General features: G+C 72.1%; 19 protein-coding genes. 13 read left to right on the top strand and 6 right to left on the bottom strand.

The genetic code is table 11. The annotated features are described in order from the left end of the window. Positions 1-16: 16 nt before the first annotated feature. Positions 17-376 carry a TraR/DksA family transcriptional regulator gene (locus ACFY2Z_RS23845; protein WP_390746114.1) on the bottom strand — a complete coding sequence of 120 codons (360 nt, stop codon included), beginning with the start codon at positions 374-376 and terminating at the stop codon, positions 17-19. A 42-nt stretch (positions 377-418) separates the two neighbouring features. Next, complete coding sequence (locus ACFY2Z_RS23850; RefSeq protein WP_390746115.1) at positions 419-580, bottom strand: hypothetical protein; 162 nt, start codon at positions 578-580, stop codon at positions 419-421. A 204-nt stretch (positions 581-784) separates the two neighbouring features. On the opposite strand from ACFY2Z_RS23850, the gene ACFY2Z_RS23855 reads away from it, so the two are divergent. Continuing rightward, on the top strand, positions 785-1,204 hold the full coding sequence (locus tag ACFY2Z_RS23855; RefSeq protein WP_390746154.1) for a CBS domain-containing protein: 420 nt from the start codon (positions 785-787) through the stop codon (positions 1,202-1,204). Between the two features lie 104 nt (positions 1,205-1,308). On the opposite strand, the gene ACFY2Z_RS23860 is transcribed toward ACFY2Z_RS23855, so the two are convergent. After that, the gene (locus ACFY2Z_RS23860; protein WP_390746116.1) at positions 1,309-2,661 is read right to left on the bottom strand and encodes an amidase; all 1,353 of its coding nucleotides are present in this window, start codon (positions 2,659-2,661) and stop codon (positions 1,309-1,311) included. Positions 2,662-2,896: 235 nt separating this feature from the next. Here ACFY2Z_RS23860 and ACFY2Z_RS23865 point away from each other — a divergent pair, with 235 nt between their 5' ends. The 3 genes from ACFY2Z_RS23865 to ACFY2Z_RS23875 are packed head-to-tail and all read left to right on the top strand — an operon-like array spanning position 2,897 to position 9,318. Further along, complete coding sequence (locus tag ACFY2Z_RS23865) at positions 2,897-5,263, top strand: alpha-L-fucosidase (RefSeq protein ID WP_390746117.1); 2,367 nt, start codon at positions 2,897-2,899, stop codon at positions 5,261-5,263. After that, complete coding sequence (locus ACFY2Z_RS23870; protein WP_390746118.1) at positions 5,251-6,240, top strand: hypothetical protein; 990 nt, start codon at positions 5,251-5,253, stop codon at positions 6,238-6,240. The genes ACFY2Z_RS23865 and ACFY2Z_RS23870 overlap by 13 nt, the downstream gene beginning before the upstream one ends. A gap of 57 nt (positions 6,241-6,297) precedes the next feature. Beyond that, complete coding sequence (locus ACFY2Z_RS23875) at positions 6,298-9,318, top strand: alpha-mannosidase (protein ID WP_390746119.1); 3,021 nt, start codon at positions 6,298-6,300, stop codon at positions 9,316-9,318. Between the two features lie 23 nt (positions 9,319-9,341). Here ACFY2Z_RS23875 and ACFY2Z_RS23880 read toward each other — a convergent pair whose 3' ends face one another. Beyond that, positions 9,342-10,289, bottom strand: coding sequence for a LysR family transcriptional regulator (locus tag ACFY2Z_RS23880; RefSeq protein WP_390746155.1), 948 nt, complete (start codon positions 10,287-10,289; stop codon positions 9,342-9,344). Between the two features lie 81 nt (positions 10,290-10,370). Between ACFY2Z_RS23880 and ACFY2Z_RS23885 the strand changes: the two genes are divergently transcribed. Then, positions 10,371-11,330, top strand: coding sequence for a DMT family transporter (locus ACFY2Z_RS23885; RefSeq protein ID WP_390746120.1), 960 nt, complete (start codon positions 10,371-10,373; stop codon positions 11,328-11,330). Between the two features lie 9 nt (positions 11,331-11,339). Here the strand turns inward: ACFY2Z_RS23885 and ACFY2Z_RS23890 are convergent, their stop codons facing one another. Next, a complete protein-coding gene (locus ACFY2Z_RS23890; RefSeq protein WP_390746121.1) occupies positions 11,340-12,077 on the bottom strand; it encodes a FadR/GntR family transcriptional regulator in 738 nt (245 codons plus the stop codon). A 162-nt stretch (positions 12,078-12,239) separates the two neighbouring features. Here ACFY2Z_RS23890 and ACFY2Z_RS23895 point away from each other — a divergent pair, with 162 nt between their 5' ends. The 8 genes from ACFY2Z_RS23895 (at position 12,240) to ACFY2Z_RS23930 (ending at position 20,195) form a co-directional block, all read left to right on the top strand. Beyond that, positions 12,240-13,325, top strand: a complete 1,086-nt coding sequence (locus ACFY2Z_RS23895; RefSeq protein WP_390746122.1) for a sugar ABC transporter substrate-binding protein — start codon at positions 12,240-12,242, stop codon at positions 13,323-13,325. Beyond that, complete coding sequence (locus ACFY2Z_RS23900; RefSeq protein ID WP_390746123.1) at positions 13,322-14,818, top strand: sugar ABC transporter ATP-binding protein; 1,497 nt, start codon at positions 13,322-13,324, stop codon at positions 14,816-14,818. The genes ACFY2Z_RS23895 and ACFY2Z_RS23900 overlap by 4 nt, the downstream gene beginning before the upstream one ends. Then, positions 14,811-15,836, top strand: coding sequence for an ABC transporter permease (locus tag ACFY2Z_RS23905; protein ID WP_390746124.1), 1,026 nt, complete (start codon positions 14,811-14,813; stop codon positions 15,834-15,836). The genes ACFY2Z_RS23900 and ACFY2Z_RS23905 overlap by 8 nt, the downstream gene beginning before the upstream one ends. A 76-nt stretch (positions 15,837-15,912) precedes the next feature. Next, on the top strand, positions 15,913-17,253 hold the full coding sequence (locus tag ACFY2Z_RS23910) for an L-fuconate dehydratase (protein ID WP_390746125.1): 1,341 nt from the start codon (positions 15,913-15,915) through the stop codon (positions 17,251-17,253). After that, positions 17,250-18,005, top strand: coding sequence for an SDR family NAD(P)-dependent oxidoreductase (locus tag ACFY2Z_RS23915; protein WP_390746126.1), 756 nt, complete (start codon positions 17,250-17,252; stop codon positions 18,003-18,005). The genes ACFY2Z_RS23910 and ACFY2Z_RS23915 overlap by 4 nt, the downstream gene beginning before the upstream one ends. Then, on the top strand, positions 18,002-19,048 hold the full coding sequence (locus ACFY2Z_RS23920) for an aldo/keto reductase (protein WP_390746127.1): 1,047 nt from the start codon (positions 18,002-18,004) through the stop codon (positions 19,046-19,048). The genes ACFY2Z_RS23915 and ACFY2Z_RS23920 overlap by 4 nt, the downstream gene beginning before the upstream one ends. After that, on the top strand, positions 19,045-19,359 hold the full coding sequence (locus ACFY2Z_RS23925) for an L-rhamnose mutarotase (protein WP_390746128.1): 315 nt from the start codon (positions 19,045-19,047) through the stop codon (positions 19,357-19,359). Before ACFY2Z_RS23920 ends, ACFY2Z_RS23925 begins: the two co-directional genes overlap by 4 nt. Then, entirely contained in the window at positions 19,344-20,195 is an 852-nt protein-coding gene (locus ACFY2Z_RS23930; RefSeq protein ID WP_390746129.1) for an amidohydrolase family protein, read from the top strand. The genes ACFY2Z_RS23925 and ACFY2Z_RS23930 overlap by 16 nt, the downstream gene beginning before the upstream one ends. Here the strand turns inward: ACFY2Z_RS23930 and ACFY2Z_RS23935 are convergent. Then, positions 20,183-21,607: a lipase maturation factor family protein gene (locus ACFY2Z_RS23935; RefSeq protein ID WP_390746130.1), complete on the bottom strand. Its 1,425-nt coding sequence runs from the start codon at positions 21,605-21,607 to the stop codon at positions 20,183-20,185. The two genes, ACFY2Z_RS23930 and ACFY2Z_RS23935, sit on opposite strands and share 13 nt — an antisense overlap. Between the last annotated feature and the right edge of the window lie 6 nt (positions 21,608-21,613).

Raw genomic sequence — 21,613 nt, forward strand, 5'->3', positions numbered from 1 at the left:
CGGAGCGGCCGGGGCCTCAGTCCCCGGAGCCCGCCCGGGCGCAGTCGATGCACACCTCTGTGTGCGGCACCGCCAGGAGGCGGTCCCGGCTGATGATGTCGCCGCACACCGTGCACTGCCCGTAGCCAGGGGTGCCCACCCTCGGCAGGGTGGCGAGGACCCGGTCCAACAGGTTCCGGGCGCGATCCGCGTCCGCGCGCAGGGCCTCCAGCGCGATCACCTTGGCACCCACGTCGGCCGCGTCGAGATCGCAGTCGGCGTGGAGGCTGGGCATCTTCGACTCGGTCGCGGACAACTCCTCGCGCAGGAGGTCCGCCTCCTCGGCGAGCCGGGCGGTGATCTCCCGCAGGTCGTCGGCCGACAATTTCGTGGGCATGGGTGTTCCAACTCCGTCTGGTCGGATCGGACAACGGGCTCCTCAGGGCTCCAGGAGGGTCTTGACCATCCCGTCCTGGAACATCGCGTAGGCCTTGGGGGCGTCCTCGAGCGGCATGGCGTGGTCGGAACCGCAGATCCCGGTGGACATGACGCGCGTCTCGACGCGGACCTCCCGTCGGCCCTGCCAGGTCACTGTTCGCATGTCCATTCCTCCGGACGCATGTCGGCCAGGTCCTTCCGGGTCCCCTGGAGCGAGCGTCCGACACCTCGGCGGTTCGGTGCGTGCGGCCTGGTGAGGAGGGGAGGACGGAGAAACGTCCGGAACGTGTGCAGCGTCCGGTTCGCCGGGTACTCGGCGCCTGAAGCGGCGGTGAACGGCACCGCTGCCCCGGAGAAGGGACCGACGATGGCCCGGCACGTACGCGACATCATGACCGCGGAGCCCGTGACGGTGGAACCGCGGACCTCGGTCGGCAGAGTCGCCCAGATGATGCGTGACCAGAACATCGGCGCCGTCCTCGTCACCGAGGGCGACGAGCTGCGCGGGCTGGTCAGCGACCGCGATCTCGTGGTGCGCGCGCTCGCGGAGGGCGCCGATCCCGGCGAGACCACGGTGGCCCAGGCATGCAGCGAGGACCTCGTCACCATCGCGCCCGACGAGGACGTCCGCCGCGCTGTCCATCTGATGCGCGAGTACCACGTCCGCCGCATACCGGTGGTCGAGGGCGGGCATCCGATCGGGATCATCTCCCTGGGCGACCTCGCCATCGAACGCGACCCGGAGTCGGCGCTCGGCGACATCAGCCGCGCGAGGCCGAACGCCTAGGCGCAGGGAATACCGGCGAACGTCCTTCACGGACGGCGGGCCCGCTCGCCCGGGGTCGCATCCCGCTGTCCGGCGTGCGCCCGCGGCGTACCCGGGTCATCGTCTCAGTCCAGGGGCGCCGTACGCTGCCAGGGCCGCAGTGCCTCCAGCTGACCCGCCACCTCCAGCAGAGCCGTCTCCGAACCCGGCCGGCCGACCAACTGGACCGCGCAGGGAGCGCCGTTCGGGAGCGCGCCGAAGGGGACCGACATGGCCGGCCATCCGGTGAGGTTCCACGGCGGGGTCATGGGGGAGTAGTTGGTGTTCGCCAGCAGATTGCGCAGCCAGCCGCGGCGGTGCCAGGGAGCGGCGGCCGGGCCGCGGCGCGCGAGCGCGGGAGTGAGCAGGACGTCGTGTTCGGCGAAGAACGGCTCCAGGCGACGCCGCAACTGCTCACGGCGGTCCCCCGTGCGTACGCCCTGCACAAAACGGCGGCCCACCGCCGCGTGGACCCGGGTGCGCCGGGTGAGCCGTCGCGGGTCGAGGCCCGCGGCGTCCACCGCCGTACCCGCCGTCCAGTGGGCGAGTGACGCCGTGCCCAGCCACCAGGGGTAGGGCGGTTCGGCCGGACGCACGTCGTGGCCCGCCCGTGTGAGCAGGTCGGCCGCCGCACGGGCCGCGTCCGCGTAGGGCCGGCTCACGGTCACACCGGGCAGCGGGCTGCGCAGCGAGAGGGCGATGCCCCGTGTCGCCGACCGCGGTTCGGGCATCCCGGCCGTCGTGTGCCGGTCCGCGAGGACGTCGAACATCAGCCGGGCGTCCTCGACCGTCGTCGCGAGCGGGCCGTTCTCGGCCATCCCGAACCAGTCGCCGTTGCCGATGCCGGCCGGGACGGTGCCGTGGCCCGGTTTGAGGGTGACGAGGCCGCAGTTGGCCGCCGGGATGCGCAACGAGCCCATCCCGTCGTTGCCGAGCGCGATCGGTACCATGCCGGCGGCCACCGCCGCCGCGCTGCCGCCCGAGGAGCCGCCCGCCGTACGGGCGATGTCCCACGGATTGCGGGCCGTCCCGTGCACCCCCTCCGTGGTGCCGAACACGCACAGTTCCGGCACGTTCGTCAGACCCACCACGACCGCTCCCGCCGCGCGCAGCCGGGCCACGGTGACATGGTCGTGCTCGGCGGGCGTGTCCGGTGTCGCCGCCGAGCCGTTTCGGGTGGACTCGCCGCGCACCGCCAGATTGTCCTTGACGGCCACCGGCACACCGGCCAGCGGGAGTTCGGCCAGATTCGGACGGTCCGCGAGCGCCTCGGCCTCGGCGAGCGCGGCGTCCGCACGCAGTCGGCGGAAGGCGCCGATACGGCCGTCGAGCCGCTCGATCCGCGCGAGGTGCTCCGCGACGACCTCGCGCGGCGTGGCCCGCTTCTCGCGTACGGCGGTGGCGATCTCGGCGGCGGTCCGGCCGGCCCAGCTGCTCACGGGCGCTCCCTGTCGGTCCTCGGCATGGTGGAGGTGGGCGTACTGACGAGTACGAGGAGCACTGTGCCCTGAGGGGCGGCACCGCGTCGAGAGCCTGAGAGTGCCGTGTCGCCACTTCACCGGCGCAGTGGCGAGAGGTCATCCGACCACTGGCTCAAATCCCGTTGGTGCGAGCCCCATTGACAGCCATGAGGGCTGGATAAATCATCAGACCTCCGATGAATTGGAGGCGCTCATGGGTACGTATCCAAGACGTCAGGTCCTCGGTGCCGCCGCGGTCGTCGCTGCCGGCGCCACCCTTCCCCTCTCCGCTCCGCCCGCCGCGGCGGCCGCCGGTTCCGCCGCGGGGTCCGCCGACTCGGCCGCCCCCCGCCCCCAGTGGGTGCCGGTCCCCACCCCCGTCCTCGTCCCCCTCGACGCCCACTTCGACAACGACGGCATCGACACCGCCTCCGCCCGCGGCGGCGACTTCGACGGCTCCGGCTACACCTTCCCGGGCGAGGAACTCCCCACCGGACGCGTGGACGTGGACGGCATCCCCTTCGTCCTCGGACCGTCGGCCGCGGGCGCGAGCAACAACGTCGTGGCCCTCGGCCAGCGTATCGACCTGCCCGCGGGCCGTTATCTGTCGGCTCTGTTCCTGACCGCCTGCAGCTACGGCAACGCCTCCGGCCAGGCCACCGTGCACTACGCGGACGGCTCGGCCACGACCGCCGGGCTGGGCGGCTCCGACTGGTACTCCGCCGGGGGCTCGCTCTCGGCCCCGTACCGGTACACACCGGACGGCAGCAAGGACGAGCACCCCGTCGGCATCGGCACGGCCGAGGTCTGGATCGACCCCCGACGCGAGGCGGTCGCACTGACGCTCCCGGTCACCAACCCCGCCGAGGCCGGCAAGGCGTCGCTGCACGTCTTCGCGCTCTCCCTGCAACCGGCCGCCCAGGGACGGGCGTTGGCACTGCGCGACGCACACTCGACCTGCTCGCTCCTGGAGGCCGGTGGCGCCCAGAGCGTCGAGGCCACCGTGGTCAACGCGGGCACCCTCCCCGTCCTCGCCGACGACCACGTGTCCGTGGGTGTCGACGTGTCCGGCGCCCGCACGGTCGAACCCGCCCGGATCGACCGCCTCGACCCCGGCGAGCAGGCCCGGGTCCGCATCGGCATCCGCAGCCGCCCCGGCACCACACCCGGCACGGCGCAGAGCGGCACGGTGACCGTCCGGGGCCGGGGACAGCAGGTCACCTCCGCCACGCGCGAGCTGACCCTCGGCGTGCCCGACTACCGGCCCACCGACGCGTCGCTCGCCCATCACCAGGCGCCGTACTGGTTCCACCGCGCCAAGTTCGGCGTCTTCATCCACTGGGGTGTCTACTCCGTGCCCGCCTGGTCGCCGGTCGGCAAGCAGTACGCCGAGTGGTACTGGAACCACATGCAGAGCGCGGACAACGCGGTGTACGCGTACCACGCGCAGACCTACGGCGAGGACTTCGCCTACGACGACTTCATCCCCATGTTCACGGCGGAGAAGTTCGATCCACGGGCCTGGGTGGAGCTGTTCCGGGACGCGGGCGCGCAGTATCACGTGCTGACGTCGAAGCACCACGAGGGCTTCGCCCTGTGGGACACGAAGGTCTCCGACCGCAACGCCGTGAAGATGGGCCCGCGGCGCGATCTGATCCGTGAGCTCTTCGACGCGTCCGAGAAGTACACGCCCGAACTGCACCGCGGGCTGTACTTCTCGATGCCGGAGTGGTTCAACCCCGACAGCCCCTGGATGGGCCACGCCCCGCGCAACCCGTACACCCTGGAGCCCCTGCCGTACACGGGATACACCGCGGGCAAGGACTATGTGAGGGACTATCAGGCCCCGCAGATGCTGGAGCTGATCCACGGCTACGACCCGGCCGTCCTGTGGTGCGACATCGGCGGTGCCAACGACAGCCGCGACGTCCTCGCCGAGTTCTTCAACCACGGCAAGAACCGGCCGAAGCCGTACGAGGTGGCCGTCAACGACCGCTCGGGCATCGCCTTCCACGACTTCACGACACCCGAGTACACGACCTACGCGAGCACGGTCGTCGCCAAGTGGGAGGCCAGCCGCGGCCTCGACCCCTTCAGCTACGGCTACAACAAGGCGACCCCGGACGACCGTTACATGACGGCCGAGGAGGTCGTGCGCAGCCTCGTCGACATCGTCTCGAAGAACGGCAACTTCCTCCTCGACATCGGACCGCGCGCCGACGGCACCATCCCGGAGATCATGCAGACCCGGCTGCTCGAGACCGGCCGCTGGCTGAAGACCAACGGCGAGGCGATCTACGACACGACGTACTGGTCCCGGATGGCGCAGCTCGGCGAGGACCTGCGCTTCACGGTGCGGCAGAACAAGGCGTTCTACGTCCACTCGCTGACAGCACCGGGCAGCACGCTGACCGTGGAGGCGCCGGTGCCGATCCGCAGCGGTGACAAGGTGACCCTGCTCGGCCACGACCGACCGCTGACCTGGACCACGCGCAACGGCTCTCTGGTGATCGACGTACCGGAGGCGGCCCGGAAGGCGGGTCGGTACGTGTGGGTCTTCAAGGTGGAGTGGCAGGGCTGAGGTCAGCAGGAGACGGTTCCGCCAGGTGGTCCCGCCGTGGTGAGGCGGGTGGCGGAACCGTCCGTCCCGACTGTCACGCCCCCCGCACCCTGATCCGCCCCCGCGCCGTCGAACAGCTCGTCGCGCTCGCCGACGCGGCGGCCGAACGGGGACTCGACGTCAACGTGGACGGACTCCAGGGGCATCTGTCGAGCTTCGACTTCCTGCCCGCCTGGACCCGGACCTGGCACCGGCGCGACATCTTCACCGACCCGGACGTGGTCGAGGCGGAGGCCGCCTATCTGCGGACGCTGGCCGCCGCGCTCGCCGACCGGCCGAACTTCATCGGCATGACCGTCGGCAACGAGGTCAACCAGTTCGCCGCCGGCCCGCACCCCGACCCGGACCGCGTCACCCCGGAGCAGGCCGGACGGTGGCTCACCCGGCTGCTCGCCGCGTGCGCCGAGGGCGCGCCCGGAAAGCTGCATCTGCACGCGTCCTGCGACGCCGCCTGGTACCAGGACGACCAGCCCTTCACCCCCGAGCACTCCGCCCGCCTCGGGGACCTCACCGCCGGGCACTCCTGGGTGTTCAACGGCACCGCCCAGCGCCACGGCCGCACCGGCACCGCCACCGAGCACCACGCCGCGTACCTCGTCGAACTGTCCAAGGCCTGGGCGGACGACCCGCAGCGTCCGGTCTGGCTCCAGGAGGTCGGCGCCCCCTCACCGACGCCGACGGCGGAAACCTGCGCTTCGCCTGGCAGCCCGCCCCCGGCGCGGTCCACCGGGCGGACACATCCGCCCTCCGCCACTACGAGCTGCAACCGCGTCCTGCCCGACGGCACGCGCCGCTTCCTCGGCGGCACCTGCCAGCGCGCCTACTGCGCCGGCGGGCTCGCCCCGGAGCAGAACGAGAGCGTCGCACGGTTCGAACTGCGCGCGGTCGGGGAGCTCTACAACGTCTCGACGCCCGCCACGACCACCCATCGCTGGTAGCCCCACCCACGGCCGGTGACACCGGCACCCCGCACCCCTCACCCCACGGAGCACCCCATGCATGACGACCGCACCCTGGTCGAAGGCCGTCTGAGGCGCGTCCTCGACGAGCGCATCCGCCCCGCCGTGTATCCCGAGTCCGTACCGCTGACGGTGGCGGTGTGGCACGCGCCCGGCGAGCCCGTGCCGGTCGCCGAGGGCCTGGCCGCCCCGGCCGAGCCGATCGCGGTGGGCGCGCGCTGGGGTGCCCCGTGGGGCACCAGCTGGTTCCGGGTGACCGGGAGGGTCCCCGAGGCCTGGGCCGGGAAGACCGTAGAGGCGCTGCTGGACCTCGGCTTCGACGAGAACATGCCCGGATTCCAGTGCGAGGGTCTTGTCTACCGGCCCGACGGCACCCCGGTGAAGGGCCTCAACCCGCGCAACCAGTGGGTGCGGATCGGCTCCCCGGCCGAGGGCGGCGAGGAGGTGGATCTGCGGATCGAGGCGGCGTCCAACCCCGTCGTCCTGGGCTACCACCCCTTCCTGCCCACACAGCTCGGCGACAAGGAGACCGCGGGCGGCGAGCCCCAGTACCGGCTGGAGCGCATGGACCTCGCCGTCTTCGACGAGACCGTGTGGCAGCTCGTCCTGGACCTGGAGGTGCTCGGCGAGCTGATGGCGGAGCTGCCGGTGGACTCGGCACGGCGGTGGGACATCCTGCGCGCGGTGGAACGGGCGCTGGACGCGGTCGACCTCCAGGACGTCGGCGGTTCGGCCGAAGCGGCCCGGGCCCGGCTGGCCGGTGTGCTGGCCGCGCCCGCCGCACCCTCCGCGCACCGCATCAGCGCCGTCGGCCACGCGCACATCGACTCGGCGTGGCTGTGGCCGCTGCGCGAGACGGTGCGCAAGGTGGCCCGTACGACGTCCAACATGACCGCGCTCATCGAGGACGAGCCGGAGTTCGTCTTCGCCATGTCGCAGGCCCAGCAGTGGGCCTGGGTGAAGGAGCACCGGCCCGAGGTGTGGGCGCGGGTGAAGAAGGCCGTGGCGGAGGGCCGCTTCGTACCGGCGGGCGGCATGTGGGTGGAGTCCGACACCAACATGCCGGGCTCCGAGGCGATGGCCCGTCAGTTCGTGCACGGCAAGCGGTTCTTCCTCGACGAGTTCGGGATCGAGAACGACGAGGCATGGCTGCCCGACACCTTCGGCTTCGCGGCCGGGCTGCCGCAGATCATCAAGGCGGCGGGCTCCAAGTGGCTGCTGACGCAGAAGATCTCCTGGAGCCGGACCAACACGTTCCCGCACCACACCTTCCTCTGGGAGGGCATCGACGGGACCCGGATCTTCACCCACTTCCCGCCGGTCGACACCTACAACTGCTCCATGAAGGGCAGCGAGATCGCCCACGCGGCACGGAACTTCAAGGACAAGGGGGCGGCCCGGCACTCGCTCGCGCCGACCGGCTGGGGCGACGGGGGCGGCGGCACGACACGGGAGATGGTGGCGAAGGCGGCGCGGCTGCGCGACCTGGAGGGCTCCGCGCGGGTGGTGTGGGAGACGCCGGAGAAGTTCTTCACCCGGGCCGAGGCGGAGTACGCCCACCCGCCGGTCTGGGTGGGGGAGCTGTATCTGGAGCTGCACCGTGCCACGCTGACCAGCCAGGCGAAGACCAAGCAGGGCAACCGGCGCAGCGAGCATCTGCTGCGGGAGGCCGAGCTCTGGGCCGCCACGGCCGCCGTACGCACCGGGTTCCCCTACCCGTACGAGGAACTGGACCGCATCTGGAAGACGGTCCTGCTCCACCAGTTCCACGACATCCTGCCGGGCTCGTCGATCGCCTGGGTGCACCGGGAGGCGCGGGCCACGTACGAGCGGATCGCCGCGGAGCTGACCGGGATCATCGAGGCGGCGCAGCGGGTGCTGGCGGGCGAGGGGACGGTGCCGCTGACGTTCAACGCGGCGCCGCACGCCCGTTCCGGGATCCCCGCGGGCGGTGCGGGCGCCCCCGCCGCCGCGGGCGAGGTGGCGCGCGAGCCACGGCCGGACGGCGGCTTCGTCCTCGACAACGGGCTGCTGCGGGTGGAGATCGACGGCCGGGGGCTGGTGGTGTCCGCGTACGACATCGGGGCCGGCCGCGAGACACTCGCACCGGGACGTGCCGCGAACCTCCTCCAGCTCCACCCCGACTTCCCCAACATGTGGGACGCCTGGGACGTGGACGCCTTCTACCGGAACACGGTCACCGACCTGGTGGAGGCCGAGGAGGTCGGGCCCGGCGAGGACGGCGGGTCCGTCCGGATCCTACGGTCCTTCGGCGCGTCCCATGTCACCCAGGTGCTGTCGCTCGCGCCGGGGGAGCGGCGGCTGGAGATCGACACGGAGGTGGACTGGCACGAGACGGAGAAGCTCCTGAAGCTGGCGTTCCCGCTGGACGTGCACGCCGAACGGTATGCGTCCGAGACCCAGTTCGGGCACTTCTTCCGCCCGACCCACACCAACACCTCGTGGGAGGCCGCGAAGTTCGAGGCGTGCAACCACCGCTTCGTGCAGCTGGAGGAGCCCGGCTGGGGGGTGGCCGTGGTGAACGACTCGACCTACGGCCACGATGTGACCCGCACGGTACGGGAGACGGACTCCGGCACGACCACCACCGTCCGGGTATCCCTGCTGCGCGCCCCGCGCTTCCCGGACCCGGAGACCGACCAGGGCGTCCACCGCTTTCGGCACGCCCTGGTGCCGGGTGCGACGATCGGGGACGCGGTCCGCGAGGGCTGGCGGATCAACCTGCCGGAGCGGCGGCTGAGCGGCGGGCGCGCGGTGGCGCCGCTGGTGAGCGTGGCGGAGGACGCGGTGGTGCTGACGGCGGTCAAGCTGGCCGACGACGGCAGCGGTGACGTCGTCGTACGCTTCCACGAGTCCCGTGGCGGCCGTACGCGCGCCACGCTCACGGCGGACTTCGACGTGGCGGCCGTGACCGCGACGGACCTCCTGGAGCGGCCGATCGCCGGGGCGGAGCCCGCACCCGAGCGCGAGGGGAACCGGATCACGCTGCGGCTGCGCCCGTTCGAGCTGGCGACCCTGCGGCTGAAGCGGGCCTGAGCGCGCCCGGGGGCACTGCGGGCTCAGCCCGTGGTGCCTGCGGGCGAGGCCGCCTGGGACCCGGGACCGGGCGCGAGCGCGGCGAGGCGTTCGAGGACATGGCGGGTGCCGGGGTGCGCGCCCGTCCCCGCCCGGTGAAGGGCGTGCACGCTCCGCCGGACCGGAACCCGCAGCGGATGGACGCTCAGTCCGGGCGCCCCGGGATCGGGCAGCGCGAGACGCGGCACCAGGGCGACCCCGGCGCGGCGGGCCACCAGCGCGCACAGCACGGCGAAGTCACTGGCGACCGCCACCGGACGGGGCACGAACCCGGCTGACCCACAGGCCCGTTGGGCCATCTCGTGACAGGCGGTGTCGGGGCCGGGCAGCAGCCAGGCGAGGCCGGCGAAGGCGGCGAGGTCGGCGGCGGCCCCGGGCGCCAGTCCCCGGTCGGCCGCCTCGGCCGGGTGGAGCACGAGATACACCGGCTCGTCGAACAGCTCGCGGCGCTCGCAGCCCGGGGGCAGCGGGCGGGGCAGCAGGCTGTAGGAGTGGGTGACCGCGATGTCCACCTCGTGCCGGGCCAGCGCGCGCTCGGCCTGGTCGGGTTCGTGCTCCACGAGGTGGACGAGCGGGGCGTCGGGGTCCGCGGAGCCCCCCGGATCGGGCCAGAGTCCGGGCAGCAGGGTGCGCGCCGCCGAGGGGAAGGCGGCCACCCGCACCCGGGAGCGCTCGCCCCGGCGCAGCGCCGCGAGGTCCGACTCGGCGGCGGCGATATTGCCCAGCACCACCTGCGCATGGTCGACGAGGCGCTGTCCGGCGCCGGTCAGCCGCAGGGTCCGGCCCTGCTTCTCCAGCAGCGGCAGTCCGGTCTCCCGCTCCAGGGCGGCCAGTTGCTGCGAGACCGCCGGGCCGGTGAGGTGCAGAGCCTGCGCGGTCGCGGCGACCGTGCCGTGCGCCGCGAACTCGGCGAGCACCCGCAGTCTGCGCACATCCAACAAGAAGCTCACCTTTTGGTCAGCGGAAGAAAGAGTAAATAGACCTAATCCATTCTAGGCGGCACAGTCGGGAGAGTGAAGCCCGACAAAACCCTGCTCGCCCTGGCCGCCACCGTGCTGCTGTGGGCCTCCGCCTTCCCCGCCATCCGCGTGGCCCTGCACGGCTACGGGCCCGCAGAGCTGTCGCTGCTGCGTCTGGCCGTCGCCTCCGCTGCCCTGCTGGCGGTCGCCCCCCTCATGCGGGTGCGGCGCCCCGCCCGCGGGGACCTGCCGCGCATCGTCCTCGTCGGCGCGTCGGGCATGAGCGCCTACCAGCTGCTGTTGAACTGGGGCGAGCTGCACGTTCCGGCAGGCACCGCCAGCCTGATCGTGGCCGTCGCCCCGGCGATCAGTGCGCTGCTCGCCGCCGTCTTTCTGCGGGAGCGGCTCACCGCGGCCAGGATCACCGGGTCCTGTGTCGCGCTGGCGGGGGCGGCCGTGATCGCCGTGGCCGGCGGCGACACCGGCTACACCGCCGCGGCCTGGATCGTCCTGGCCGCCGCGGGTGCCCAGGCGCTGTACCACTTGGGCATCAAGCCGCTGCTGCGCGTCTACACCGGGCTCGAGGTCGCTGCGTACGCGATGTGGGCGGGTACCGCGCTGCTGCTGCCGCTCGCCCCGGCCGCCGTACGTGCCGTGGTCCACGCACCCGTCGAAGCCGACCTCGCCGCGCTCTATCTGGGTGCGCTGCCCTCCGCCGCCGGGTTCGTCCTGTGGGGCTATGCGGTCGCCCGACTCACCGTGACGGCCGCGACCGCCGCGCTCTATCTCGTGCCGGCCGTCGCCCTCGGCGTCGCCTTCGTGTGGCTCGGCGAGCGTCCGCACCCCGTCGAACTCGCCGGCGGTCTGCTGACCCTGGCGGGGGTGGCCCTGGTCGGCCGGCCGACGGGTGCCCGGCGTGGCGTGCGCGTCACGGCGGCCGACGGGCAAGGGGCGGCCCCGGCGCAGGAGGATCCTCCCCGAGGGGACGGCTCCACGCCCACGGTCCGGGTCTGACCTCAGACCCTAGGGCCGGAGCTGGCTCCGCAGCCACTCCTCCACCTCGCCGACATGCGCGGCCGCCGCGGCCCGGGCCGCCTCCGGGTCGTGGGCGACCAGGGCGCGGTGGATCGCCGCGTGTTCGCGGCGGGTGCGGGCGAAGGCCCCCTCCTCCTGGTAGCCGCGCCAGACCCGGGCGCGGAAGGTGCGGGAGGACAGGCCCTCCAGCATGGCCGCCATCGTCTCGTTGCCCGCGGCGGCGGCGATCTCCCGGTGGAAGGCGAGGTCGTGGGCGAGGATCTCCTCCGGGTCGTCCGTCGCGTTCATCGCCGTCAAGTGCTTCTCCACCTCGGCGAGTTGGTCGTCGGTGATCCGGGCCGCCGCGAGCGCTGTCGCCGTCGACTCAAGGATCCGCCGGACCTCCAGCAGTTCGACCAGCCGCGGTCCCCGCGAGAGGTCCGCGACCACGCCGAACGTCTCCAGCAGGTCGCCGGCCTCCAGCTGGGTGACATAGATGCCCGAGCCGTGCCGCGCCTCCAGCACGCCGAGGACCGTGAGCGCGCGGATCGCCTCCCGCATCGAGCTGCGCGAGATGCCCAGCCGGGCCGCCAGATCGCGTTCCGTGGGCAGCCGCTGGCCCGGCTCCAGCCCGCCGTCGGCGATCATCGCCTTGATCCGCTCGATGGCCCGCTGCGTCACCGTGCCCTTCTGCGGAGCGCTCGCCGCGCTCTCGGCCTCCGCCTCCGCGCTCGGGATCTCCTCCACGCCAGTCCTCCTGTCGCCGTGCGCCGCAGTCTAACCATGGAGGTGGTCGGACCACTACGGCTCGAAACCGCGAAAATTTGGCCCCGCAGGGTGTTGTACGGGCTGAGTGGTCTGATAAGTATGCGGGCAACTGCTCGATCACGCTCGATGAGGAGCCGACGGATGGCTGTCAGGACAGGGCGCAACGAACGGCACGGCAGGCGAATCTCCGCGTGGGCGGTGCGCGCGACGGCTGCGGCCGCCTGCGGCGCCCTGGCGCTCACGGGATGCGGCAGCACCAAGGACGACGGCGCCGCCGGCGCCACAGGCGGCGGCAGCGGCAAGGTCGGAGTGATCCTGCCCCTGCTGACCTCGCCGTTCTGGCAGTCCTACAACGACTATGTGCCCAAGATGGCGAGGTCCGAGGGCGTCGACGCCCTGAAGACCGTCAACTCCAACAGCGACCCCTCGCAGCAGATCACCGACATCAACAACGAACTCAACCAGGGCGTGAAGGGACTGGTCGTCGCCCCGCTCGACAGCGCCGCCATCCAGGCCGGGCTCGACCAGGCCGAACGCAAGGGCGTCCCCGTGGTCGCCGTCGACGTTGCGCCCGACAAGGGCAAGGTCGCGATGGTCGTACGCGCAGACAACGTCGCCTACGGCGAGAAGGCCTGCGACTACCTCGGCCGGCACATCACCAGCGGCAAGGTCGTGCAGATCATGGGCGACCTGGCGTCCGTCAACGGCCGCGACCGTTCCGAGGCGTTCCGCGCGTGCGCCGAGAAGAAGTACCCGAAGCTGAAGGTGCTGGAGATCCCCGCCAAGTGGGAGTCCGACACCGCGGCCTCCAAGCTCGACACGCTGCTGAACGCCGACCCCGACATCAAGGGCATCTATCTGCAGGCCGGCGGCGTCTATCTCGCGCCCACGCTGCAGACCCTCAAGTCCAAGAACATGCTGAAGGCGGCGGGCCAGAAGGGCCACATCGCCATCGTCTCCAACGACGGCATCCCGCAGGAGTTCGACGCCATCCGCAAGGGCGAGATCGACGCCACGGTCTCGCAGCCCGCCGACGCCTACGCCCAGTACGGCATGTACTACATCAAGGCCGCGATGGAGGGGAAGACGTTCAAGCCCGGCCCCACCGACCACGGCTCGATGATCGTCAAACTGCCCAGCGGCATCCTGGAGGACCAGCTGCCCGCCCCGCTGGTCACCAAGGAGAACGTCGACGACCCCAAGCTCTGGGGCAACACGGTCAAATGAGCACCCCACTCGTGCAGGCGCGGGGCATCGTCAAGCGGTACGGCCCCACGGTCGCCCTTCAGGACGGACAGCTGACCGTGCTCCCCGGCGAGTCCCACGCCCTCGTCGGCCGCAACGGCGCCGGCAAGTCCACGCTGGTCAACGTGCTCACCGGCCTCCAGGCCCCCGACGAGGGCACGGTGCTCTTCGACGGCGAGCCGGCACCCCCGCTCGCCGACCGGGACGCCTGGCGCCGCAAGGTCGCCTGCGTCTACCAGAAACCCACGGTCGTCCCCGAACTCACGGTCGCCGAGAACCTGTTCATCAATCGGCAGCCGACCGGCCGCGCCGGACTCATCAGCTGGCGCAGGCTCAAGGAGGAGGCCGCCGAGGTCCTCGGCACCTGGGACGTGCACGTGGACCCGGAGGCCCGTACCGCCGACCTCAAGGTCGAGGACCGGCAGATGGTGGAGATCGCCCGGGCGCTCAGCTTCGGCGCCCGTTTCATCATCCTCGACGAGCCGACCGCACAGCTCGACAACCGTGAGATCGAGCGCCTGTTCACCCGTATGCGGGCGCTCCAGGACTCCGGCGTCACCTTCCTGTTCATCTCGCACCACCTCCAGGAGGTCTACGAGGTCTGCCAGGCCGTCACGGTCCTGCGCGACGCCCGCTGGATCACCACCGCCCCGGTCGCCGACCTCCCGCGCGCGGCCCTCGTCGAGGCCATGGCGGGACAGGCCGTCGCCGAACGCTCGACGGGCGCCCGGGACACCGTGGCCGACGACGCACCGGTGGCCCTGGACACCGACGGGCTCACCGGACAGGCGTACGAGGACATCGACCTCACCGTCCGACACGGCGAGGTCGTCGGACTCGCCGGCTCCAGCGGCAGCGGAAAGATCGAACTCGCCGAGACCCTCGCCGGGCTGCACACCCCCACCGGCGGCTCGGCCCGGCTCGACGGCAGACCGCTCCCGTTCGGCGACGTGGGCGCCGCGCTCGCGGCGGGCGTCGGCTGTGTGCCCCGCGACCGGCACGAACAGGGACTCGTGTCCGCGATGACCGTCGGGGACAACGCGACCCTGAGCGTCCTCGGCCGTCTCGGCCGCTACGGGCTCGTCGGCACCCGGCGCAGGCGCGGCTTCGCCACCGAGCTGATCGAACGCCTCGACATCCACGCCGAGGGCCCCGACCAGCCCGTCTCCGACCTCTCCGGAGGCAACGCGCAGAAGGTCGTCATGGCCCGCGCCCTCGCCTCCGACCCACGGCTGCTCGTCCTCATCAACCCCACCGCGGGCGTCGACGTGAAGTCCAAGGAGTCGCTGCTGGCGCGGATGGACAGCGCCCGCGAGGACGGCACCGCCGTGCTCGTCGTCTCGGACGAACTCGACGACCTGCGGCGCTGCGACCGCGTCCTCGTCCTCTTCCACGGCCGGATCGTCGCCGAGCACCCGGCGGGCTGGCACGACCACGAGCTGATCGCCTCCATCGAAGGAGTGGACCATGGCTGACACCAAGGCGCCGCCGCTCACCCCCGTCCCGGTGCCCGACCCTCGTTCGGCCAAGGCCGTCCTGCTCCGCCGGGCCCGCGAACTCGCCCTGGTCCCCGCCCTGTTGCTGCTGATGGTGCTGGGCGCGTTCGTCAACGACTCGTTTCTCACCGAACGCAACATCATCTCGATCCTCGGCGCCTCCGCGGCTCTCGCGATGGTCGTGCTCGCCGAGTCGCTCGTGCTGATCACCGGCAAGTTCGACCTGTCCCTGGAGTCCGTGGTCGGCATCGCGCCGGCGGTGGGCGCCCTGCTGGTGCTGCCCGCCGCCGAGTCCGGCTGGGGCACCGAACTGCCCACCGCGGTCGCTCTCGTCGCGATCCTCGTCGTCGGCGCCGTCATCGGCGCCTTCAACGGCGTCCTCGTGGTGAAGTTCAAGCTGAACGCCTTCATCGTCACCCTCGCGATGCTGATCGTGCTGCGCGGTCTGCTGGTCGGCGCCACCAAGGGCAAGACCCTGTTCGGGATGCCCGACGCGTTCTTCACCCTGGCCACGACGACCTTCCTGCGCGTCCCGCTGTCCGTGTGGCTCGCGGCACTGGCCTTCGCCGTCGCCGGCCTCGTGCTGCGCTACCACCGCGTCGGCCGCGCCCTCTACGCCATCGGCGGCAACGCGGACGCCGCGCGCGCGGCCGGCATCCGCGTCGAGCGCGTGATGCTCGGCGTGTTCGTCGTGGCCGGCTGCCTGGCCTCCGTCGGAGGCGTCATGCAGACCGGGTACGTCGGCGCGATCAGCGCCAACCAGGGCAACAACATGATCTTCACGGTGTTCGCGGCCGCGGTCATCGGCGGCATCAGCCTCGACGGGGGCAAGGGCACCATGTTCGGCGCCCTGACCGGTGTGCTCCTCCTGGGCGTCGTACAGAACCTGCTCACCCTCGCCCAGGTGCCCTCGTTCTGGATCCAGGCCATCTACGGCGGAATCATCCTCGTCGCCCTCATGATCGCCCGGGTGACGACGGGCCGTGCCCAGGACTGACCAGACTCCCCGTCATAGGCGCCGTACGACGTGCGATCCCGTGTACGACCCCGTGTCCCGGACCGAAAGGCCTCCCGTGTCCCCAACTGCCGCCCGTATCACCGCGGTCGACACCTTCGACATCCGTTTCCCCACCTCGCGCGAGCTCGACGGCTCCGACGCGATGAACCCCGACCCCGACTACTCGGCCGCCTACCTCGTGCTGCGCACGGACGCCGCGGACGGCCTGGAGGGACACGGGTTCACCTTCACCATCGGGCGGGGCAACGACGTCCAGGTCGCGGCGATCGAGGCGCTGCGCGGACACGTGGTCGGCAGAGCCGTCGACGAGGTCTGCGACGACCCGGGCTCGGTCTTCCACGCCCTGATCTCCGACAGCCAGCTCCGCTGGCTGGGGCCCGAGAAGGGCGTGATGCACATGGCGATCGGGGCGGTCGTCAACGCGGTGTGGGACATGGCCGCCAAGCGTGCGGGCAAGCCCCTGTGGCGGCTGCTCGCGGAGGCCGAACCGGAGTGGCTGGTCCGCCAGATCGACTTCCGCTACATCACCGACGCGCTCACCCCGCAGGAGGCCCTGGAGCTGCTGCGGCGCGGCAAGGAGGGCGCCCCGGAACGCGCCGGCCGGCTGCTCGCCCAGGGCTACCCCGCCTACACCACCTCCCCGGGCTGGCTGGGCTACAGCGACGACAAGCTCACCCGGCTGGCGGTGCAGGCCGTCGCGGACGGCTTCCGGCAGATCAAACTGAAGGTGGGCGCGGACCTCGACGACGACGTGCGGCGGTGCCGGGCGGCGAGGTCGGCCGTCGGACCGGACATCCGGATCGCCGTCGACGCCAACCAGCGCTGGAACGTCGACGAGGCGATCACCTGGACCCGGGCGCTCGCCGCGTTCGAGCCGTACTGGATCGAGGAGCCCACCAGCCCCGACGACGTGCTCGGCCACGCCGCGATCCGTGAGGCCGTGGCCCCGGTGAAGGTCGCCACCGGCGAGCATGTGCAGAACCGCATCGTCTTCAAACAGCTTCTCCAGGCCGGTGCCATCGACGTCCTCCAGATCGACGCGGCCCGCGTCGGCGGCGTCAACGAGAACCTCGCGATCCTGCTGCTGGCCGCGAAGTTCGGGGTGCCGGTGTGCCCGCACGCGGGCGGGGTCGGACTCTGCGAACTCGTCCAGCATCTGTCGATGTTCGACTTCGTCGCGCTCTCGGGCACCACCGACGACCGGGTCATCGAGTACGTGGACCATCTGCACGAGCACTTCCTCGACCCCGTGGTGATCAGCGGGGGCCACTACACGGCACCCACCGCACCGGGCTTCTCGGCGGCGATGCGGCCCGGCTCCCTCGCGCAGTACACGTTCCCCGGCGGTGCCTTCTGGGCCGCCGACCTCGACCGGAAGAAGGGGCATGCGGCATGAGCGACTTCGAGGGGCTCAGGGCCCTGGTGACCGGCGGGGCCTCCGGCATCGGACGGGCCACCGCGGACCTGCTGGCGGCGCGCGGCGCCCGGGTGGCGGTCCTCGACCTCGACCCTTCGTCGGTCGACAAACCGCTGCTCGGGTACCGGGCCGACGTCACCGACGACGCCTCCGTGCGCACGGCGGTGAGCGACGCCGCGGCCGACCTCGGCGGGCTGGACGTCCTCGTCAACAACGCGGGCGTCGGAGCCCGGGGCACCGTCGAGGACAACGACGACGACGCCTGGCACCGGGTGCTCGACGTCAATGTCCTCGGCATCGTCCGCACGACCCGTGCCGCTCTGCCCCGGCTGCGTGCCTCCGCCCACGCCGCGATCGTCAACACCTGCTCCATCGCGGCCACGGCCGGGCTGCCGCAGCGGGCCCTGTACAGCGCGAGCAAGGGTGCCGTCCTGTCGCTGACCCTCGCCATGGCCGCCGACCACGTCCGCGAGGGGATCCGCGTCAACTGCGTCAACCCGGGTACCGTCGACACCCCCTGGGTCGGCCGGCTGCTGGACGCGGCAGCCGACCCGGTCGCCGAACGCGCGGCCCTCGAGGCCCGGCAGCCCACCGGCCGCCTGGTCACCGCCGCCGAGGTCGCGGGCGCCATCGCCTATCTGGCGAGCCCCCTGTCCGCCGCCACCACCGGCACCGCTCTCGCCGTGGACGGCGGGATGCAGGGCCTGCGACTGCGCCCGGCCGGCCGGTGAACCGCCTCGGCAAGAGCGGGGTCGAGGTCAGCGCACTGGCCTTCGGCGCCGCCGGCATCGGCAACCTCTACTCCGAGGTGAGCGGGGAGCAGGCCTACGAGGCGGTCCAGGCCGCCTGGCAGAGCGGCATCCGCGCCTTCGACACCGCCCCGCACTACGGCCTCGGCCTGTCCGAACGGCGCCTCGGCGCGGCCCTGCGCGCCTACCCCCGCGCCGCGTACACCCTGTCCACCAAGGTGGGCCGCGTCCTGGAGCCCACGACCGGCGGCGGCGACGACCTGGCCAACGGCTTCGCCGTACCCGCCACCCACAGGCGTGTCTGGGACTTCAGCGCGGACGGCATACGGCGCAGCCTGGAGGACAGCCTGCAACGGCTCGGCCTGGACCGGGTGGACGTCGTGTACCTCCACGACCCGGACGACCACGCCGAACAGGCCTTCCGCGAGGGCTGTCCGGCGCTGGAGAAGCTGCGCGGTGAGGGCGTGGTGGGCGCGATCGGCGCGGGCATGAACCAGACCGCGATGCTTACCCGGTTCATCCGTGAGACGGATGTGGACGTGGTGCTCTGCGCGGGCCGCTACACCCTGCTCGACCAGAGCGCGCTGACCACCCTGCTGCCCGCGGCCGTCGAACGCGGGGTGTCGGTCGTCATCGGCGGAGCCTTCAACTCGGGTCTGCTGGCCGATCCACGGCCGGGCGCCACCTACAATTACATGGCGGCACCGCAGGAGTTGCTCGACCGCGCCCTGCGGATCCAGACCCTCGCCGCACGGCACGGCACCACGGTGCGGGCGGCGGCGCTGGCCTTCTGCGCCGCCCACCCCGCCGTCGCGAGCGTCCTCGTGGGGACCCGCTCGGCGGCCGAGGTCACCGACTGCGCCGAGCAGTTCGCGGCCACCGTACCGGCGGGCTTCTGGCAGGAACTCAAGGACGCGGACCTCCTGCCGGCCGAGGCCCCCGTCCCCGTACAGGATCCGTCGCACGAGCCGAGGACCGGGCCGCAGGGCGGCGGACCCGCCCAGGGGGCCGAGGAGAGGTCATGAGAGTCGCCCTGCACACCAAGGTCCGGGCCGACCGCGTCGAGGAGTACGAGGCCGCTCACCGCGAGGTGCCGAAGGAGCTGACGGAGGCGATCCGGGCCGCCGGAGCCTCCTCCTGGACGATCTGGCGCAGCGGCACGGACCTCTTCCATGTCCTGGAGTGCGAGGACTACCAAAGGCTCCTGGCCGAGTTGGAGCGACTCCCGGTCAACATCGCCTGGCAGGCGCGGATGGCGCAGCTGCTCGATGTCGTGCACGACTACTCCTCCGACGGAGCCGAGGCCTCCCTGCCCGTCGTATGGGAGCTGCCGTGACCGTCGACGCCCACCACCACGTGTGGGACCTGTCCGTCCGCGACCAGGACTGGATCACGGGCAGCGCCCTCGCGCCGCTGCGCCGGAACTTCACCCTCGCGGACCTCGCACCCGAGGCACGGGCAGCGGGCGTCGACCGTACCGTGCTGGTGCAGACGGTCACCGTCGCCGAGGAGACGCCGGAGTTCCTGGCCCTGGCCGAGGAGCACCCCCTCGTCGCCGGGGTCGTCGGCTGGACGGACCTGACGGAGCCCGGCGTGGCCGAGACCCTGGCCCGGCTGCGCGAACTGCCGGGCGGTGCGCATCTGCGCGGGATCCGTCACCAGGTCCAGGGCGAGCCGGACCCCGAGTGGCTGCTGCGCGCCGACGTACGGCGGGGCCTGGCCGCGGTCGCCGACGCCGGACTGGTGTACGACCTGCTGGTCCTGCCCCGTCAACTCCCGGCCTGCGCCCGGGCGGCCGCCGCCCATCCCGGGCTGACCTTCGTCCTCGACCACCTGGGCAAGCCGCCCATCGCCGCCGGGGCCCTCGAACCCTGGGCGTCGCAGGTGCGGGCGCTGGCCGCCCTGCCGAACACGGTGTGCAAGCTCTCCGGGATGGTCACCGAGGCCGACTGGACGACATGGACACCGGCGGACCTGCGCCCGTACGCCGACACCGTGCTGGACTCCTTCGGCCCCGAGCGGATCATGTTCGGCTCCGACTGGCCGGTGTGCACACCGGCCGCCTCCTACGGGGAGGTGCTCCGCACCGCCGAGCAGCTCACCCTGGGCCTCGGCGCCGACGACCGCGCACAGGTCTTCGAGGGCACCGCCCGGCGCGTCTACCGCCTCTGAGCCATCGGGGTGGCCAGCCGGGTCGGCGGCAGGTACTCGCGGACGAACGTCCGGTCCCAGCACGCCCCCGTCTCCCACAGCTCGCGCCAGGTGGTGTATCGGTAGCGGTACAGACCGGCCCGTACGAAGCGCGGCGGCGCGTCCGCGGGGAACGGGGAGCGGCGCAGCAGCCGTAGCGTGTCCGGGTCGTTCTCCAGGAGGCGTTCGACCAGGCCGCCGAACCAGGACCCGGCGTACGCGGGGGAGAGCGCCGCGAACCACATCAGCCAGTCGAGCCGCAGATGGTACGGGGCGAACTGGCGTGGCCAGTGCCGTGGATCGCCCGGCTTGCCCTTGAACTCGTACTCCCGCCAGTCGGAGTCCTCGCGCGGCACATCGTCGGCCGTGCCCTCGACCACGACCTCGTAGCGCGTCCGGCTCACGCTGCCGAACGCCCCGTACGTGTTGACGAGATGCAGCGGGTCGAAGGAGCGGTTCATGATCTGGCCGCGCGAGATCATGTTGCGGACGGGGTGGTAGCTGAGGCAGACCAGACCCGCGGCGACCACCAGCACCAGGACCTCGTACCACAGCGGCGGCCCGGCCACCGCGGGGGCGCCGGCGGAGTACCGGACCGCCGACAGGGCCAGCACGATGGTGATCCAGTTCAGCCAGGCGAAGTTGCCGGACAGCACCAGCCACAGCTGTGTCGCGATCATCAGGGCCGCGGCGGCCGTCGCGATCGGCTGCGGGGTGAACAGCAGCACCGGGACGATCAGCTGGGTGACATGGTTGGCCGCCACCTCCGCCCGGTGCAGCGGCTTCGGCAGATGGTGGAAGAACCAGCTCAGCGGACCCGGCATGGGCTGGGTCTCATGGTGATAGTCCAGACAGGTCAGCCGCCGCCAGCAGGCGTCACCGCGGATCTTGATGAGCCCCGCGCCGAACTCCACCCGGAACAGGACCCAGCGCAGCAGGAACAGCACGACGACCGGCGGGGCGATCTCGTCGTTGCCCAGGAACACCGCGAGGAAGCCGACCTCCAGCAGCAAGGACTCCCAGCCGAACGAGTACCAGGTCTGGCCCACGTTGACGATCGACAGATACAGCGCCCAGGGGATCAGCCAGAGCACCATCGCGGCCCACAGCGGCACCTGCGAGTCGAGCCCGGCCACCAGTGCCGCCGACACCGCGCACCCCGCCCACGAGCAGGCGGCGAAGAAGCGGTCCGAGTAGTGGAGGTGGAAGACACTGGGTGCCTGCCGGAAGGAGACCCGGGCGACGAAACGCGGCACCGGCAGCATCCCGCGCTCTCCCATCAGCGCCCGGAACTGCAGGGCCGCGGTGAGGAAGGCGACGAGGTACACGACCGCCAGGGCCCGCTGGAAGACCAGCCGGCTCAGCCAGTACTCCGGTGCGACGAACCAGTCCACGGCGAG

This window comes from Streptomyces sp. NPDC001222 (genome assembly GCF_042896945.1).
Lineage (GTDB): Bacteria > Actinomycetota > Actinomycetes > Streptomycetales > Streptomycetaceae > Streptomyces > Streptomyces gibsoniae.

Bases quoted from the DNA above. Each gene is read 5' to 3' on its own strand.
- ACFY2Z_RS23895 (WP_390746122.1), top strand. From the start codon at position 12,240: ATGGCTGTCAGGACAGGGCGCAACGAACGGCACGGCAGGCGAATCTCC.
- ACFY2Z_RS23905 (WP_390746124.1), top strand. From the start codon at position 14,811: ATGGCTGACACCAAGGCGCCGCCGCTCACCCCCGTCCCGGTGCCCGAC.
- ACFY2Z_RS23865 (WP_390746117.1), top strand. From the start codon at position 2,897: ATGGGTACGTATCCAAGACGTCAGGTCCTCGGTGCCGCCGCGGTCGTC.
- ACFY2Z_RS23915 (WP_390746126.1), top strand. From the start codon at position 17,250: ATGAGCGACTTCGAGGGGCTCAGGGCCCTGGTGACCGGCGGGGCCTCC.
- ACFY2Z_RS23930 (WP_390746129.1), top strand. From the start codon at position 19,344: ATGGGAGCTGCCGTGACCGTCGACGCCCACCACCACGTGTGGGACCTG.
- ACFY2Z_RS23925 (WP_390746128.1), top strand. From the start codon at position 19,045: ATGAGAGTCGCCCTGCACACCAAGGTCCGGGCCGACCGCGTCGAGGAG.
- ACFY2Z_RS23900 (WP_390746123.1), top strand. From the start codon at position 13,322: ATGAGCACCCCACTCGTGCAGGCGCGGGGCATCGTCAAGCGGTACGGC.
- ACFY2Z_RS23875 (WP_390746119.1), top strand. From the start codon at position 6,298: ATGCATGACGACCGCACCCTGGTCGAAGGCCGTCTGAGGCGCGTCCTC.
- ACFY2Z_RS23850 (WP_390746115.1), bottom strand. From the start codon at position 580: ATGCGAACAGTGACCTGGCAGGGCCGACGGGAGGTCCGCGTCGAGACG.
- ACFY2Z_RS23845 (WP_390746114.1), bottom strand. From the start codon at position 376: ATGCCCACGAAATTGTCGGCCGACGACCTGCGGGAGATCACCGCCCGG.
- ACFY2Z_RS23855 (WP_390746154.1), top strand. From the start codon at position 785: ATGGCCCGGCACGTACGCGACATCATGACCGCGGAGCCCGTGACGGTG.